General features: G+C 66.7%; 15 protein-coding genes and 2 pseudogenes. 9 read left to right on the top strand and 8 right to left on the bottom strand.

All coding sequences use genetic code 11. From position 1 onward, the window contains the following. Positions 1-211: 211 nt before the first annotated feature. Positions 212-1,144: a hypothetical protein gene (locus tag H293_RS0138505; protein ID WP_020123118.1), complete on the top strand. Its 933-nt coding sequence runs from the start codon at positions 212-214 to the stop codon at positions 1,142-1,144. Positions 1,145-1,438: 294 nt separating this feature from the next. On the opposite strand, the gene H293_RS0138500 is transcribed toward H293_RS0138505, so the two are convergent. The 7 genes from H293_RS0138500 to H293_RS0138465 form a co-directional block, all read right to left on the bottom strand. Continuing rightward, on the bottom strand, positions 1,439-2,560 hold the full coding sequence (locus H293_RS0138500; protein ID WP_020123117.1) for an amidohydrolase family protein: 1,122 nt from the start codon (positions 2,558-2,560) through the stop codon (positions 1,439-1,441). A gap of 172 nt (positions 2,561-2,732) precedes the next feature. Next, positions 2,733-3,155 carry a hypothetical protein gene (locus H293_RS0138495; protein ID WP_020123116.1) on the bottom strand — a complete coding sequence of 141 codons (423 nt, stop codon included), beginning with the start codon at positions 3,153-3,155 and terminating at the stop codon, positions 2,733-2,735. Positions 3,156-3,765: 610 nt separating this feature from the next. Beyond that, entirely contained in the window at positions 3,766-4,980 is a 1,215-nt protein-coding gene (locus H293_RS50870) for an MFS transporter (protein ID WP_051138219.1), read from the bottom strand. 7 nt (positions 4,981-4,987) lie between these two features. Further along, entirely contained in the window at positions 4,988-7,630 is a 2,643-nt protein-coding gene (locus H293_RS53925) for an SAV_2336 N-terminal domain-related protein (protein ID WP_028808563.1), read from the bottom strand. Continuing rightward, positions 7,627-8,589: an AAA family ATPase gene (locus H293_RS0138475; RefSeq protein WP_033416151.1), complete on the bottom strand. Its 963-nt coding sequence runs from the start codon at positions 8,587-8,589 to the stop codon at positions 7,627-7,629. Before H293_RS0138475 ends, H293_RS53925 begins: the two co-directional genes overlap by 4 nt. 32 nt (positions 8,590-8,621) lie before the next feature. Next, positions 8,622-10,670 carry a VMAP-C domain-containing protein gene (locus tag H293_RS0138470; protein ID WP_020123112.1) on the bottom strand — a complete coding sequence of 683 codons (2,049 nt, stop codon included), beginning with the start codon at positions 10,668-10,670 and terminating at the stop codon, positions 8,622-8,624. 4 nt (positions 10,671-10,674) lie between these two features. Further along, a complete protein-coding gene (locus tag H293_RS0138465; protein ID WP_028808561.1) occupies positions 10,675-11,043 on the bottom strand; it encodes a CU044_2847 family protein in 369 nt (122 codons plus the stop codon). A 245-nt stretch (positions 11,044-11,288) separates the two neighbouring features. On the opposite strand from H293_RS0138465, the gene H293_RS0138460 reads away from it, so the two are divergent. The 3 genes and pseudogenes from H293_RS0138460 to H293_RS60625 form a co-directional block, all read left to right on the top strand. Continuing rightward, positions 11,289-11,783: a helix-turn-helix domain-containing protein gene (locus H293_RS0138460; RefSeq protein WP_259294620.1), complete on the top strand. Its 495-nt coding sequence runs from the start codon at positions 11,289-11,291 to the stop codon at positions 11,781-11,783. Beyond that, positions 11,752-12,435, top strand: a complete 684-nt coding sequence (locus H293_RS0138455; protein ID WP_310591948.1) for a sensor histidine kinase — start codon at positions 11,752-11,754, stop codon at positions 12,433-12,435. The genes H293_RS0138460 and H293_RS0138455 overlap by 32 nt, the downstream gene beginning before the upstream one ends. Next, positions 12,432-12,695 (top strand): annotated as a pseudogene (locus H293_RS60625) (response regulator); the annotation flags it as partial. The gene H293_RS0138455 and the pseudogene H293_RS60625, both read left to right, overlap by 4 nt. Positions 12,696-12,745: 50 nt before the next feature. Here the strand turns inward: H293_RS60625 and H293_RS60620 are convergent. Beyond that, complete coding sequence (locus tag H293_RS60620; RefSeq protein ID WP_020123109.1) at positions 12,746-13,012, bottom strand: hypothetical protein; 267 nt, start codon at positions 13,010-13,012, stop codon at positions 12,746-12,748. Between H293_RS60620 and H293_RS60615 the strand changes: the two genes are divergently transcribed. The 5 genes and pseudogenes from H293_RS60615 to H293_RS60605 all read left to right on the top strand — a co-directional run bounded on the left by H293_RS60615 (position 12,923) and on the right by H293_RS60605 (position 16,481). After that, positions 12,923-13,132 carry a LuxR C-terminal-related transcriptional regulator gene (locus H293_RS60615; RefSeq protein WP_259294627.1) on the top strand — a complete coding sequence of 70 codons (210 nt, stop codon included), beginning with the start codon at positions 12,923-12,925 and terminating at the stop codon, positions 13,130-13,132. The genes H293_RS60620 and H293_RS60615 overlap by 90 nt on opposite strands. 603 nt (positions 13,133-13,735) lie before the next feature. After that, positions 13,736-14,925 (top strand): annotated as a pseudogene (locus H293_RS53100) (IS110 family RNA-guided transposase). Between the two features lie 125 nt (positions 14,926-15,050). Continuing rightward, positions 15,051-15,470, top strand: coding sequence for a transposase (locus H293_RS59375; protein ID WP_259294619.1), 420 nt, complete (start codon positions 15,051-15,053; stop codon positions 15,468-15,470). A 100-nt stretch (positions 15,471-15,570) separates the two neighbouring features. Continuing rightward, on the top strand, positions 15,571-15,915 hold the full coding sequence (locus H293_RS60610) for a transposase (protein ID WP_259294618.1): 345 nt from the start codon (positions 15,571-15,573) through the stop codon (positions 15,913-15,915). 77 nt (positions 15,916-15,992) lie between these two features. Next, positions 15,993-16,481 (top strand): hypothetical protein, encoded by a 489-nt coding sequence (locus tag H293_RS60605; RefSeq protein WP_259294617.1) that lies wholly within the window; start codon positions 15,993-15,995, stop codon positions 16,479-16,481. Positions 16,482-16,580: the final 99 nt, after the last annotated feature.

The raw sequence follows: 16,580 nt of genomic DNA, 5'->3' as shown, positions 1-16,580 counted from the left end.
CTACCTGTTGAGCAACTGTGGTAGCGGGTCCGACCTTCTGCGTTGTCCCGTATGCACGGCATGGGGCACGTCGGTCCTGCACGGCGCAGACGCTGTGACCTGCGAGTCCAGTGTCATGTACCACAACAACGGGTTCCAGGAGCGAAACCGGGAAGGATTCAGATCCGACGTCGGGCGAGCGGGACGGGAGTTCCGTCAGCAGGGGGTAACGGTGGCGAAGGCCGGACATGGCTACGACGAGCGCGTCGACCGACAGCACGAGGCCTGTGCGGCAGTGCTGCGCACCATGGGATTCACTGTTCACGGCATGCCGAGCCGTACGGCCCTCGACGCCTTTGTGCAGCCCGAGACCAGGGCCTGGCTGGTCCAGCGAGCCGCAGCCGGGCGCCGGGATGATCTGGTCATGACTCCCAGCATTCGCAGTCTGGGTGGGTGGCAGCGATTTCTCGCCTTGATCGACGCAGTCGGGTGGGCCGAGATCAGCGACGAGGTTCCCCTGAACCCCTACCGGTACCCCTACGATCCACCGGCACCTCAGCCCTCCCCCTGGCAGCGGATCGCCGACTGGGCGTCCAGGACCACGGGCCGGCCCGCTGTCCACTCCGTCGCGCTCGAGGCCGAGCGGGCGCGCCTTGCCGCCAGACACGACGACGGCCAGGACGCCGACTGGCTGATCGGCTTCGTCCTGGACGATATCGAGAGGCCTGAACCGGCGGGGCGAGGACTGAAGTACTGCGGCATAGGCGCGGAATGGCAGATGAAGGACATACAGAAGGAAGACGCCGAGACGCATCGACCGGCCGGACGGCACATCGGCTCCATCACCATCCCCCAGTACCTGCTCTGGCAGGGCATGCGTCGTCGTGCCGGGCGGCTCCCGGCGGACCGGCAGGGCGCCAAGCCGTTCCTCGGTGACCGCAGCACCATGATCCCGGTGTTGTGGGGGACGTGCTTCCCCTACTACCCCGAAGGCAGCTACGAGGTGCCGAGCATGGGCGCCTACAACGAACGGGGCCGGACCGACTATTACCACGTCATCGGCCGTCACCTTCCCGACGGCACCGTCAGCGTGTACCCCGAGGAACACTCGTCCCACTGGTCACAGGGCGTGCGACGGGTACTGAGGGTCTCCCCAATCCACTGAGCCAGGCCCACGGCAGCGGCCACCGCTGACTGCCGGGACTCGCGCCGGCTCCCGAAGGGAGTCGATCGCTCACCGCAAGCAAAGGGCGCCGCACTGCACGGGAGACTGTGCAGGCGATGACGACGGACAGACTCGGGCGCTGGCGTGACGCCCGCGGCTGCCCGCCCCAATAACCGCCCCACACCCCCCTCGTCACGCATGCAACACCACCTGACGCACAGTCATTCCAGCTGGCTCATTCTGTTAGGAGCTCTTACAGCCAAAGCATTCTCCACTTCTGCCGACGCTGGCGCGTCACTTCAATGGAATTTTTATTCCGAACAGTATTTCCGCATTTCGGAACGCAATTTTCTCCTTTGCTTCGCGTGGCAAATCGACTCCCCGGAACCAGTCGGTTTGAGTTTTCATATTCGCAAACGGGTAGTCGGTTGCGAACATCACTCGATCCACACTTATGTGCTGCAGTAGGAGATCAAGCAGTTCAGTCTGGGGGAATGCGCTGGTTGTGAACCAGAAATTGTCATGAAAATACTGCTCGAACGGCTTTTTCAGGCTTTTCTCGGTCACTTCGCCCATCTTCTCCACGATGCGTTTGTAGAAGAACGGAAGACCCTCTCCCATATGGCCGATGATAATCTGAAGCTTGGGGTGCCTGTCGAATACTCCTGAGGTGATCATTCGGAGGCACTGAGTAACGACTTCCTGGTGCCATCCATATGCAGAGATGCTGAGAACCTGGTCCTGGAACTCCTTCTGATATTCCGGCCGCATATTGCTGTAGTAGATTTCGAAAACCTCGTCAGGCGGCAGGCCAGGATGGATGTATATCGGCACATCAAGGGACTCGGCGCGCGCCAGCAAGGGCTCAAAGTCGGGATGGTCGAGGAATTTCTTCCCGATGATTCCATTGGTCAAGCATCCGAGGAAGCCATCTTCCCGAACTGTGCGTTCCAGTTCGTCTGCCGATGCCTCCGGATTCTGCAGAGGCAAGGTTGCAAATGCCTGAAACCGCCCCGGATAGGTGGCCATCGGTCCATCGACGAGCGTCTTGTTGAGACGATACGCAAAATCGATGCCCTTCTGGCCTTTGGCATTCTGCACGCCTGGCGTATGTGCGGAGAGGATTTGAACGTTGAGCCCCGCCTCATCCATTGCACCGATGCGGCGCGGGCCGAGCTCGGCAAGACCAGTATCCTCGAGGAAGAGCCTGTCGTTCAGCACCATCAACTCATGGGTGGAAAAGGTCTCTTCCGTGCCGATGAAGGGCAGGTCCTGGTCCCGCAGTGAAATGTCCGAAGTCTTGTCGGAAGTCTCGTCCTCGTCCGCTGCCGAGACAATGGCATGCGTGGACAAGCCGGCACCAATGCCAAGTGCCGTGGCGGCGGTTAGAAAGCCGCGGCGTCCCATGGACTTCATGTCAGTCTCTCCTCAGGTGTTTGTGTGGTGCGGTATCCGTGCGGCATCCGTCTGCGAGATGCTTCAGATCGACCCTTCGTCGTTACCAGGCGCGTCCAGGTGTCCACCCACGCCGCGTCCCTCTCTTCGACCTCGACGCCGGCCACGCCGGTCCCGCCGAAACACTGCCGGCCTAGACCAGGGGGTCTTCGCGTTCCTGCTCGCGCACCGCAGCAGCGCAGCCCGGCGGCACCGCGTACACGACGGCGTGGTGCGCGATGGCAACGCTCTCCGGTGCGAATGGAGTCCCGGTCAGGAACGCCGTCATGGTCAGGCCCGGATCGATCATCCGGCACCGGTACCCGTCCGGCCCGCCGCCCTCTGGCGGCGCGGGCGTGCAGGCTTCGGCCATCCTCAGGTCGGGGAACCGCTCGCCGGCGCGCAGCGGCTGTGGTGGAGCTGACGACCCGCCCGAACGGTTGTCGGCGTGCGGCTCGCGGGCGGCGACAGGGAACGCCGTCGCCAGTGCCTTGGTGGCCGCCCCGAACCCCTCAACCGCCCGGGCGGCGCTTTCCCTGACGGCGCTGCGTCGACTGCCATCACTAGCCTCCTGCATACGGGTTGCATCGCTTATCTGGATGCCTACTTCCTACCGAGCGAACCTGAGACGAACGTTAGAACCCGTCCTTAAACCGTCGCGGTGCAGAGGCCGGACGGATGCTCGTCGGCCGACGCTGTCGCGTAGGGCTCTCGTCGCCCTGTGGATCCATGTTGTGCACCGATGCGAGAATCCCTGAATGCGCTCGACCGATGACACGATGCCGGTCACTCTGGCCGGCGGACAGCGAACTGCGTCCCGTTATCGAACAGTTGGCACAGTTCTACCGTCATGACATGTCGGAGTGAGCTGCCCCGACTTTCGTAGCCGCCGGTCTTGTGTGTTTCAGGCGACTTTCGGAGTGACCAAAGAACGGTAGTGGGCCGCCTCGAACTCCTCGGGTGGGAAATAGTCGAGTGCGGAGTGCAGGCGCTCGGTGTTGTACGAGCCGACCCACCGCACGACGGGGCGTTCGACCTGATCAGCGTCCCGACAGGGGCCTCTCGATGGCCTGCGCGGTGACTGTGCACTCCTTGACCTCATCCGGTCGGCCCGTACAGCGCAGAGCAGATGTGGGTGAGGTTCCTGGTCGACCAACTGATCCACGAGCCGGGGCCGGGTGTAGGTATCACGTGAGCTTGGCCAATCTCGGCTGGATCTGATGCAACAACACGAAACCGATGGCTGACATGAGACATGCGCCGGCACAGGCAATCCAGAGGGCAGAGCTGCCGTAGTGTCCGTAGGTAAATCCACCTGCTGCTGAGGCAATAGTGCCGCCGACGGTCCAGGCGAAGGCGGCCATACCCTGATAACGCCCTTGTTTCCCCTGTCCGGCGAACCTGGCCGTGACCTCCATGCTGACCGGACCGCTGATGATCTCACCGAGGGTCCAAATGCACACCGTCACAGCGAACCAGAGGGCAGAGGACGCCAGGGCCGTGCAGCCGAACCCGGCGCCGATGAGAACGGCCGCCAGCGCGAGCATGGTGAACGGCGAACGTCGGCACAAGTATTGGCTGGCTGGAACCTGCAGAACGCAGATCAGTACTCCGTTGAGGGCGATGAGGGCCCCGCAGGTCGCCGGGGTGAGACCGGATGCTGACATGGCGACCGGGAGCGTGACCGTCATTTGTTGAAGCACCGTGCTGAGCACAGTGAACAGCACGACGCACAGCAGGAATGGTGCGTTCGTGCGCAGGCTGCCGAATGCGTGGTCGGGTGGGCCGGTGGCCACGGATTTCTTGATTGCCGGTGCGGGGACCTTGTACAGCAGGACCAGTGCGCATGCGAGCGTGGCACAGGCGTCGGCGATGAACAGGAGTTGGTATCCGGCTTCTGCTGCGAAACCGGCGAAGAGTACCGATGCCGCGAATCCCAGGTTCATCGCCCAATAGTTGAGGGAGAACGCCCGTACACGGTCCCGGTGGTCCAAGAGGTCGTGCATCAGCGCGCTGGTGGCGGGGCGGCAGGCTCCGGAGAAGAGACCGACAAGAAATCCTGAGGTCACCAGCAGGGCGTCGCTAGTGCTGAGTCCGAGAAGCACAGTGCTGGCCGCAGCACTGGCGTGGGATGCCAGCAGCACGGTCCGGCCTCCCAGACGGTCCGTCGCGACGCCGCCGGCCAGCGAACCTGTCATTCCCCCCACACCGACCACCGCTGCGGTCAGCCCGGCGAACGTCACAGTTCGGCCCTGAGATGTGGTCAGGTAGAGCGTCAGGAAAGGGGCGACGAAGGTGCCCAGTCGGTTGATGAGCGTGCTGACCCACAACCACCAGAAGACAGGGGGCAGCCCGCCGACCGCACGGGTCGTGGAGGCTCGGATCGAGCTGGCAACAGACATGATGACCTTAGTCGACCTGGTCACCCAGACTGTCCAGGAGATTCCTGGCACGAACAGCTTCCGGGGCCTGCGGGCCCAGGATCTCCGAGACTTCGGGCAACAGGTTCTCAAGGAGCTGACGGGCTTCGGCCGTGTTGCCGGTCCGGGCGGTCCAGTGCGCGTATTCGACGCGGCTGGAGAGGAACACGGGGTGCTCCGCGGTCAGAACGGCAGCAATGTCGACGAGGAGCGTACGCATCTGTTCCAGCGCGGCCTGGGGATCGCTCAGCACCCCGGTCCAGTGGGCGATTCTCTGGCGGGTGGCGTAGGGGTAGGAGTGCGCGACTCCCATCACTTCGTAGAGCTTGGGCAGGAGACGGGTCAATTGGGTGACCACGGTGGACGGATCACCTGCCTCAGCGGTCCAGTGAGCGAGTTCCGAGGCGGTGATCGAGCGCAGCGGGTGGTCTCTGGGAGCAGTGTTCTCGATGTCCTGCACGAGCTGGGCGCACAGTTCCCTCGCTTCCTCGGGACGTCCGTTGCGGCCAGTCCAGGAGACGACGTTGGCGCGTGTGTTGAGGGTGATGAGGTCGTTGTGCGGAAGGAGGCGTTCTTCGCGGCGCAGCAGGTCGAGGTGGAGGTGGAGCGCGGCCTCGGGTTTGCCGATCACTCCCGTCCAGTAGCTCATCCGTCGGCGCGTGCTCAGGCACTCGAGGTCGTCAGGACCCAGCGCCTGTTCCTGGGCTGCGAGGATCGCGGTGAGTTGCTCCGCCGCGTCCCGGGGCTGCCCGGACGTACCGGCCCAGTGGGCGGCTGACACGGCGATCGAAAGTACCCGGAGGTCGTGCGGGCCGAGCAGGTCTGCCAGTTCGGCCCGCAGTTGCCGTAGCAGCCGCAGTGCCGATTGCGGCGCCCCGGCCAGACCGATCCACTCCGCCAGGTCGCGGCGGCCGGCGAACACGGGCAGGCTGCGTTCACCGTGCCGGGCGGTGAGCTGTTCCAGGACAATTTCCGCGCGGGAGACGGCCGCGCGCCAGGCATGCGCGGCAACCAGAGCTTGCAATTCCTCATCGTGAGAGGTCAGGGATTGCAGCGGCCCTTCGCTGATCAGCTGCTGTCCGTTTCCCTCCATGAGATCTCCTTCGCTTCCTGACCCACGCTTGGTGAGCCCAAAGTGTTGCAGCAGCGGCACCGCCGCGAGGGCGAAGGCGGATGCGCCGGGCGGAAGTCGGAGACTGCCGGAGAGGTCGGAGCGGATCGCCGAAAACGTGCGGGGCGCCGGTTGCGAAAGGCGAAGGCCGTCGGTAACGAGCTGAGCTGTTTTCAGGAGATCACCCGAGGGCACGGTTTCCATCAACAGATCGCGCATGCCCGGCCGGTAGTCGTACTGGGTGACGGTTGGTCGGGCCGGATCAGGGCTCTGCCGCATGAGACCGCCGAGCAGGACTTCTGCCAGCGGAGCGGGATCCGACCGGCCGAATACGGAGCGCTGCACCAGGCGCATCAGCCCGAGGGTGAGGGGGCGGACTGCGGCCAGATGGCCAGCAAGTCGGAACGCCTCGGGTGACGCCGCTCGGCGGAAGAACGCGAGGTGTTCGCGCAGGTCGGCAGGCGCACTGACAGACGAGGAGGTGGGGGAGTTCTGCCGGTCGCTGCTCACCGGGATGACGTGCAGGGGGGTTGAGCTGCCGTCGGCCACCAGTTTGGCCCACTGGGCCAGCGCGCTTGGGTGTAGTTCCACCACCGGGACAGGAACTCCGGTGAACTGGCCCAGTTCGGGAGGGAGCCAGGGGTCGTCCACGCGCAGCGCCGTGTTGGCGCTGCCCGCCCGTGGCCCGCTGACCGTCTTGAGTTCGATGTTGAGCCGGGTCCCGGCCCACAGACGTCTGGGGAGGGGCTGGACGATGGCAGTCGGACAGCGTTCGGCACAGAAGCAGAGGAGGGACTGGGTAGCGCTCGTGTGCCATCCCGGCCCGATGACGTCCGACAGGATCAGCACTACCGCGCGCCGGTCCGCAGGGCAAAGTGACTGCGGGGCGATACGGGCGCTCGATGGGCGGAAGGGGGCGTTGCGCAGCACGGGGGCGTGTGGCGTTCTTGTGTCAAGGCCGAACGCTCGGACACGTCGGAAGGCACCCGTCTGTTCCATGAGAGTGCGCAATTCACGGGCAGTCTCCTGCCAGAGTTTCATCGAGAGGCCATCATCCACCACCAGTGAGACGTCCAGCCACTGTTCCTTCATCGGCTGCAGGACCACGTCCAGAATGCCGGTTTCGGCGATCAGATCGACCGTGCTGGTGTCGTCGATTTCCTTGGCACTGTGGTCCGGTGTGCTGCGCTTGAGGGATCTGAGTGCGCGGCCGATCGCCAGGCTGCCGGGCAGGGTTCGCTCGGCGGGGAGTCTCATGAGGTCGCCGGCGGTACCGGGCACGCCGTCGCCGCCGTAACTGAAGAGGTCCGAGTCTGCCGCGAAGCCGTGCTGCTCCTGGGATGGTGGCGTCGGGATGTCCGCGGGGCCGCCGCCTTCTTGCAGCGCGTTCGGAACGGGGTTCTGGGCGGCCGCGAGGCCTTCCGTGGGCAGGCGCAGGGCGAGCCAGAGGACGTCAGCCAGTTCCGCGGGAGTGAGTGCGATACCGGAGCTTGCCAGCACATCGCGCAGCCGCTCGATCATTCGAGGCCCGGACCCGTCTCCTCGAGCGGGCGCAAAACCGCGTTCAACAAGCCCTCCCGTCCCAGGTCTACACCAGTGACGCGCAGATGGACGGCGTTGAGCAGTTGGTCCGTGGCTAGCGCCAACTGATCCTGGTCGCGACGCTCGAGGAAGGTTGCGATCAGGTCTTCCGCAGCTCTCAGACCCTCTTCTCCCAGATGGGCGGACACGATTTCACGCAACTGGTCACCGGTCGGTTCCTGCAGGTCTAACCGCACGCAGCGGCGCAGGAAAGGCGCGGGAAAGTCACGTTCGCCGTTGCTGGTCATCACGACCACCGGAAATTCGGCGCAGGAGACCACGCCCTGGTGCACGCTGTAGCGCTGTCTGCTGCCGGCGAGCATGACCGGGACGTCAGGGCTGTCGTCGGGCAGGCGGACGAGTTCCGGGATCTCGAAGGAACCCTCTTCGAAGACCACCAGGAGATCGTTGGGCAGGTCGATGTCGCCCTTGTCGATCTCGTCCACCAGCAAAACCCGAGGCCGGCCTGGCTCCCCCGTGGCCAAGGCGGTGCCAAGGGGACCGAGCCTGATGTAGCTGCCGACTTCCGGTGCCGTCGTGCCCAGTTCACGGGCCCGGCCTGTGTCCCGCAGACGTCCGACCGCGTCGTAGTGATAGAGGCCGTCAACGAGTGAGGTCTTGCTGTTCACCGGCCAGCTGAGCAGTTCGCCCAATTGCAGCTCACGCGTGATGGAGGCCGCGAGTGAAGACTTTCCGGCCCCTGGCCGACCGGTGACGAGCAGGGGGCGCCGCAGATGCAGCGCGGCGTTCACCACGTCTGCCTCTTGGGATCCGATCCGGTATTCCAACGGAGCACTGTGCCTGCGCGGAGTGAATGTGCGCCACGGGGGTGCGGCCGGCAGCTGTGGAGGCGCTCCGTTGATCTGGCTCGTGCCGCGGTACAACCGCCAGCTGTACATGTCGTCTGACAAGAGTCGGAACTCCTCTCACGTTACAGCGGTGGGTCGCTGAGCTGAAGTGTCTGCGGAACGCCGTCGGGCCGGTCCCACACTAGGGCCAGCCGCGTCCCCACCTCGCCCGACCCGGCCCCAACTCCGGTCCTGAGTCTCGCTTCGTAGACGCGCCGGGGAAGCTCGTGCGGAGCCAGTCCTTGCGTCAGTTCGGCCAGCTCATCCCCCTTCAACCCGTCTGCGGTGGAACGCAGCCACACGACTCCGGGAACCCCGACAGCCAGCGCAATGACGCGTAGCCGAACCAACTCGGACGGAGGACACGCGAGGGCCACCGCGCAGATGGGGCTGGCGGCTCCCCGTTCCAGGATCGCCGGGTCGTGGCGCGACAGCACTGCCGTTCGGCCAGAGAGCAGGGCTTGCCATCGGTAGCGCAATTCGGGCAGGAACGCTGGACGACGCAGTTCCGGGCATCGCAGCACGCAGAGAAAGTCTTGGCCCAGAACTGCTGGAAACAGGTCGTCTGTCTGGTAGACCCATTGGTCGACGGGGAGATCGAGTTCGCTGGGGGGTACGAAGCACTCGATGATCGGCAGCGCCCCCGGCGCGCTGCGCTCCGCGATCGTCTCCAGCACAGCGGCCAGTTCTGTCAGCAGCGTCCGTAACGGCATCGGCCGGTCGTGCGTTTCGTGGTGGATCACCGAGCCGTCAGCGTCGCTGGCGTGCAGGACAGAGGTGAAGGTCTCGGTGCCGACGGCTCGCCAAAGCTGGAGCTGGACCAGGGGCGCCGTGACAGCGCCGTCCACGGACTCCCGGGCCTGGGCGCGGTGTTCGCGCAGACTCTCGGCGAGTCCGAGGCGGCGGGCTACTGCGTCGTTCCAGGCGTACAGGGCCTGCCTGGTGTCCACGGCGGCGGTGTGCGCGGCGGCGAACTCGATGACTCGGAGCAGATGCGGCACCTTCCCGTAGCGTGACTGGTAGCACTCCAGGAGGGCGATGGCCTCGGGCCAGTCCAGAGCAGCCAACGACGGCCCGAACATCAAGGCTTTCGCTGCCGCCCGCTGAGGGCCGGGCACCGGGCCGGAGAGCAGATCGAGTAGTTCCCGGTGCTCGCATGCCGTCAGGAACTGGTCGGCCGTGGTGTGCAGCGCCGTGGTGCGCACCCAACGCCGGTCGTCCTCCGTCGCGGCAAAGGTGTGCAGCACGGCCAGCAGTGTGGGCACGCCCCGGGGCCGGGAGAGCGCCGTGCGGGCGAACCACTCGTGGGACGCGGTGGTCGGAACGCCGGGCAGCTCCAGTTCCCTCCCAAGGTGCTCCGCGCACTCCGATCGGTTCTCCGCAGATGTCAAACAGGCTCGGAGCGGGCCGAGGAGTTGCTGGGTCAATGCCGCACGACGGCTGTCCTTCGCCAGGACTGCAGGCATGATCGCGCTGCGATCCGCACCCTGTGTTCGCAGCAAAGAGGAGACGTCACACACGGGTACCGCGAAAGCCCGCCGGCCGCGTCGGCTCACCAACAGCCCCACGACCTGTTGCTGTTCCCGGTCCCACAACGGGCAACCGCTGTACCCCTCGACGATCGACTGCGCCGATGTCGGACAGTCCAGGACGATCCATCGATCCGTCACACCCTGGGCCACGGCGGCCACGATGGTGCTCGGCGCGCCGCTGCCGAACCACGCGTAGGTGACACTGCCGACCCGGCAACGGCCCATGTCCGGCGGCGCGTCCGGGAGCAGCGGCCCGTCCACAAGGCGTAACAGGGCGAGGTCGCCACACCACTCCGCATCCCCGTCCTGCGCCGGTGCGCCGTCTGGGCGGCGGGCGGGGAACCAACCCTCCAGCGCGGCCTCAAAACGCTGGGTGGACGTGATGCCGGGCAGGGCGAGGGACACCCCCTGCACGAGGTCACCGAGACGGGCGGGCCGGTCCTGGCAAAAGGAGTGCCGACCCAGAACCTGATTTATCACGTGCGCGCAAGTCAATACGTGCTCGCCGGTGAGCAGGACACCTCCGCCGACGGCCCGGGGACCATTGTTGCCGTAGAGCGCCGCGTGCGCGGTCTTCACCGAGCGGTCCAGGTCGTCCATCCCGCTACCCGGCCTGCGGTCCCAGCTTCCAGGTGGCGCGGACGGTGATGACCGCCTCGCCCTGGGCGGAGGTGATACCGAGTTTGAGGTCCTGCGAGAGTCTGACGCCCAGTTCAACCGCCACGTCGTCCGGGGGGCGCAGCGCGGAGGTCATCGCCTGGTGCACGGAGTCCAGCACGGAGCCGAGTGGGCGCAGAACATCGCTCAGCGCCTGGCCTGTGGCTGCCGCCACCCGCTGACCACGGCCCACCGGTACGACGGAGCCCGTACCGTCGGGCAGGTCCAGATCGGCGGCCGGAGCAGATGCCGGCGAGAACACCTCGACGAACACGCCTGTCCCGTCACCGAGCTTCAACTCGACTAATTCTGGCATCTGTTCATGGTGGCATAAGAACCTACCGCCAGGCATCGGGACAAACAGGACTGGTGACCTAGTGCTCGCCCCGCGGCTGCCCGGCGCGTGTCACTCGAGCCTGCGCCCGCTTGCGGACCACCTCTGACATGTCCGTCGACCGGGCCCTGCTGCGGCGGCTGTTCAAGCGGGTCGCGCCGCCCCTGTGAACAGAAGCGCTCTGCAACGGCACAACAGGACGTCCCACCGCGCGAGGGGGAGCTGGCATGGAGGACGAACGCACCGTCCGCGCAGGCGGCGGACTGCCTGCGGCGTCCAGGAGGGCCCTGCGCGGTCCTGCGGTGCGGCGGCTGCTTGCCCTGCGGGCGGGGAAGGGGCTGACAGCCGGTCATGTGCGGGTGGTGGCGGATGCGCTGGGGGTGTCGGAGCGCACGGTGTGGCGGTGGCTGGCCGCAGCCGGCCGCGACGAACGGGCGGCGGACGTGCCCGGGGCCCGGGCCCGGATCAGCACGAGGTTCACGATCACGCCCGAAGTCCGCGGGCTGCTGGCGCTGTGGAGAGGCATCGTGCGGGCGGTCCATCGGGAGCTGGTCCAGCGTGCCGCCCGGCAGTCTCCGCCTGGTGGTGCGCCGTCGCTGACGACGCTGCACCGGGCGATCCGCCGGGACTTGACGTTTGGGGGAGCGGGCGGGGCTTCCGGGTGGGGAGCGGGCGGCGCGCAAGCACGATGTGTTCCTGGCCAGGCCGCGGGGTTGGCGTAACCAGGTGTGGGAGACCGACCACAAGCAGGTCCCGGTGCTGGTCGACGTGGCTGCCACTCATGCCGAGAGGGACCGGATTCGGCATGACCTCCACGATGGCCTGGGGCCTTCCCCCTCCGGTATGGGGCTGGGGCTGCAGGCACTGGCCGATGCGCTGGACTGCGACGGGGCCACACCGGCGGGCAGACTGCTGGCCCGCATCCGCCAGGAGGTCACCACCGCGGTCGGAGAGATCCGGCGGATCATCGACGGTCTGCGTCCCACCGTGCTGGACACACTGGGGCTGGCAGAGGCCATCCGCCAGTACGCCAAGACACTCGCCACCGCCGTGCCGGTGGAGGTGAAGATCAATGGACTGCCGTTCTTGTCACCAGGTCTGGAGGCCACCGCCTACCGCATCGTCACCGAGTCGCTCACCAACACCGCTAGGCACGCTGGTGCATGCCGGGCCTGCGTACGGATCTCCGCCGCCGACGGGTCCCTGCAGGTCACCGTCACGGACACCGGCCGCGGCATCCCCGACCGGGCGGCACCGGGGCTGGGCCTGATGTCCATGCGCCGCCGGGCCCAGGTGCTCGACGGCACCCTCCACATCGCCTCGCGGCCAGGGTGCACCACCGTCGCCGCGGCTCTCCCACTGGGGGCCGCATGACTACCAGAGTCCCCGTCCGGGTGGTCATCACCGACGACCACCCCATGTACCGGTACGGACTGACCGCCGCGCTGGCTGCTTGCGAAGACCTGGAGGTCGTCGGCGAGGCCGCCTCCGGAGAAGAACTGCTGACCGTGGCGGCCGACGTTCAGCCCGACTTCGTCATCACCGATCTCACTATGCCCGGCACCGACGGTGCCACCGCCACCCGGGCTCTGCTCGCCAACCAGCCGGATCTGGGGGTCCTGGTGCTGACCATGCACGAGGACGACGAAGCCCTGTTCGGCGCCCTGCGGGCGGACGCCAGGGGCTACCTCCTCAGGGTGTCGACCGCACCGAGATCCTGCGCGCCGTCCTCGCCGTCCTCGCCGTCGCCGCGGGCGACGCTGTCTATGGCGAGGTCGTCGCTCGCCGCATCGTGGCCTTTTTCACCGGAGCGCACGAGCGTTACGCCGCCCAGGCCTTTCCCGAACTCACAGAACGGGAGCTGGAGGTACTGGACCGGATTGCGGGCGGGCACGGCAATCACGAGATCGCCTGGCAGCTCTGCCTGGCTGAGAAGACCGTCCGCAACCACGTGTCAGCCATCCTCTTCAAGCTGGGGGTACGCGACCGGGCCGCCGCGGTCGCCGCGGCCCGTGACGCGGGGCTGGGCACGACTCAGCCGTCGCATGGTTCGCGGGGCCGGCCCAGCTGACGGGCGACGCCCTGGCTCGAAGCACCTGCCGGAGAACGTCCCGTTCCTGGGCGTGAAGAGCCCGGCTGATCCAGGACCCCTGCCTCATGCCCGGCCCGGGCAGGTCACGGTGAGTGTAAGTTCGCACATCGCCCGACGGCAGAGGAGCAGACCATGGCTTCCGTAACCTTCCAGTCCCTTCCCGTGCCGCTCACGGCACTTGACGGACGGATCAGCGCGATCATCCTGGACCCCGACGGCGCCCCCTCCGAAGTGGTCAAGAACGGCACGGCTGGTCACCGTGCAGGTGGAGTGGCACCTCACCGGCTTCCTGGTGCCGTTGCTCGCCGGCACCTGGTCGGTGCGCGTGGGCGTGGATGAGATCGGCGGTCGGCACGACTTCACCCACCCCTATCCGCCGCAGTCCGTCCCGGTGACCGGGAGCGGATCGTACCGGTGCGATCTCGTGCTCACTGGCCTCCGGCCGGGCCGCAACTTGGCCGCCCGGAACCCCGAGACGACTCGACCGCTAATTGGGATACGCGACTCGATCGCTGTGTAGGACAACGTCGGCGAGGTCGTCTGCGGGATCGATGTGTGACGACGAGCTGGCGGAGGTGACCCGTGCCCCAGATCTGGGCCGGAGTGGACATCGGCAAGGAACACCACCACTGCGTGGTGGTCGACACGCGGGGCGAACGCCTCCTTTCACGCCGAGTCTTCAACGACGAACCTGCCCTGCTGGAGCTGATCGCAGACGTACTCGCGCTCTGCGAGGACGTCCTGTGGGCGGTGGACATCAACCACGGCGGTGCGGCCCTGCTCATTGGCCTTCTGCTCAGCCGCGAGCAGCCGATGGTCTACATCACGGGCCTGGCTGTGCACCAGGCGTCGACGGCCTACCGCGGCCAGGGCAAGACGGACGAGAAGGACGCGTTCGTCATCGCCGACCAGGCACGCATGCGCCAGGACCTCGGTCTCCTGCGGCCCGGAGACGAGATAGCCGTCGACCTGCGCACCCTGACTGCCCGGCGCCTCGACCTGGTCAACGACCGGACCCGTCAGACCATCCGGCTGCGGGCTCAACTGCTGGAATTCTTCCCCGCATTGGAGCGGGTGCTGAACCTGAGCAAGAAGGGTCCGGTCATGCTGCTGACCGGCTACCAGACGCCGGCCGCGATCCGCCGCAGCGGGGCCAGGCGCATCGGAACCTGGCTGAAGAACCGCAAGGTGAGGAAGGCGGCGGCGCTTGCCCAAACAGCCGTCGAGGCGGCCAGGTCCCAGCACACCACCCTGCCGGGCGAGACCCTCGCGGCCGCTATGGTCGACCGCATTGCCAAGGGTGTGCTGGTTCTCGACGAGGAGATCGCCGAACTCGACGCGCTCATCGAGGCACGGTTCAACGAGCACCGGCACGCGACGGTGATCCGGAGCCTGCCCGGCGTGGGCACCCTCCTCGGCGCCGAGTTCATCGCCGCCACCGGTGGCGACCTGGATGCCTTCGGCACGTCCGACCGTCTGGCGTCCTTCGCCGGCCTCTCACCAGTGCCACGGGACTCCGGCCGCGTCAGCGGAAACCTGCGCCGCCCGCGCCGCTACCACCGCGGCCTGCTCCGTGCCTTCTACCTCTCCGCGATGGCCAGCCTGAGAACCTGCGCCGCCTCCCAGGCCTACTACGGACGCAGCGGAACGAGGGCAAGGGACACAAGCAGGCCCTGCTCGCCCTGGCCCGTCGACGAGCCAACGTCTTGTGGGCCATGCTCCGCGACGGAGAGTGCTACGAGACCCTACCAACCGTCACGGCAGCAGCTTGACATCGTCATTGGGAAGTTCTTTTTCTTCCGGTCTCGAACGGTGTCTCGAACTGGGTCGCTCACCTGGGGATTCACCGGACGTGGGGGCGGCCTTCGTCTGATCCTGTGCTCCGACCAAGGTGCACGTGACCAAGACGAAGGCCGTGAGGGTGAGTCTGCTGCCTGATGCTGTCCGGAGGGAAGCGTTCGCGGAGGCATCACGCTTCCGGGGCGAGTTCTACGAGTGTCTGACCGCCCGGCGCGACGAGTTGTTCGAACTCACCGACGCGATGCTGTGTGCGGACGGTGCGGTGAAGTCCCCGGTGGACCTGACGTTGCTGCCCGAGCATCGTCGTGGGCACAGAGCAATGTACAGCGGCCTGAACCACGGCCGCATCGACGTCGGCCGACTGCGGACCGTGCTGGCCGGGCTGTCGCTGCCGCGATTAGACGGCGGGCGCCTGGTCCTTGCCGTCGATGTCTCATCGTGGCTCCGCTCGGACGCGCCGTGCTCGGCTGAGCGGCTGTTCTGCCACGTCTATGGCCGTGCGAAGACGGCGTCGTAGTTCATCCCGGGCCGGCCCTGTTCCTTCGTGGCCGTACTGGAGCCGGGCGCCACGTCCTGGACCGCGATCCTGGACGCAGTCCGGCTCGGCCCGGCGGACGATGCGACCGCGATCACAGCCGCCAACTGAGGGGGGTCGTCGAGCGGCTCATCGCCGCGGGCCAGTGGCAGACCGGGACCCTCATATCGTGATCGTCAGCGACGCCGGCTACGACGTCACCCGCCTGGCCTGGGTCCTGCGTGACCTGCCCGTCGAACTGGTCGGCCGGGTCCGCTCCGACCGCGTCATGCGTCTGCCGAAGCCGCCGAGGACGCACGGTGTCAACGGTCGGCCGCCCAAGCATGGCCCGGAGTTCCGCTTCACCAAGCCGGAGACCTGGCCAAAGCCCGCGATCACCACGGTCACCGACACCACCCACTACGCCAAGGCCGAAACGCAGGCATGAGACCGGGTCCACCCCCGGCTGACCATCGTTCCTCATGGCTGGACCACGAGAGTGAACTGCCCTTGGTGGAGGGGACGTTGATCCGGCTGAAGGTCGAGCATCTGTCGAAGGAACGCGGCGCCCCGCCGGTGTGGTTATGGTCCTCCAAGACGGGCGCCACCCCGGACGACGTGGACCGCTTCTGGCAGGCATTTCTCCGCCGCTTCGATCTGGAGCACACCTTCCGATTCGCGAAGCAGACCCTCGGCTGGACCACTCCGAGACTCCGTACTCCCGAAGCCGCGGACCGCTGGACCTGGCTCCTGATCGTCGCTCACAGCCAGCTCCGGCTCGCCCGGTCCCTCGCCGAAGACCTCCGCCGGCCCTGGGAGAAACCCGCCACCTCCGACCGGCTCACCCCTGCCCGGGTCCGCCGGGGGTTCAGGAACATCCGCGCCCACCTCGCGAGGCTGTCGCACGGCCTCACCCTTGCGCCGGTCAAGAGCGATTCGTTGTTCGGTTCCAGCCGTCGTGCAGGCTTCGGAATCTTGGATTGTGGGGCGGAACTTCCTGGAGTGCGACCGTGACCGCGATCTTGAGATGCCGCGGAACACGGAACAGGCCGAAACATCCCCGCCCCACCTACAGACCCCCGGGCCAACCCTTGTCACCCGGAGTGACCGGGA

This window comes from Streptomyces canus 299MFChir4.1, from assembly GCF_000383615.1.
In the GTDB taxonomy this organism is placed as follows: domain Bacteria; phylum Actinomycetota; class Actinomycetes; order Streptomycetales; family Streptomycetaceae; genus Streptomyces; species Streptomyces canus_C.
This window is presented reverse-complemented; position numbering and strand designations above follow the sequence as displayed.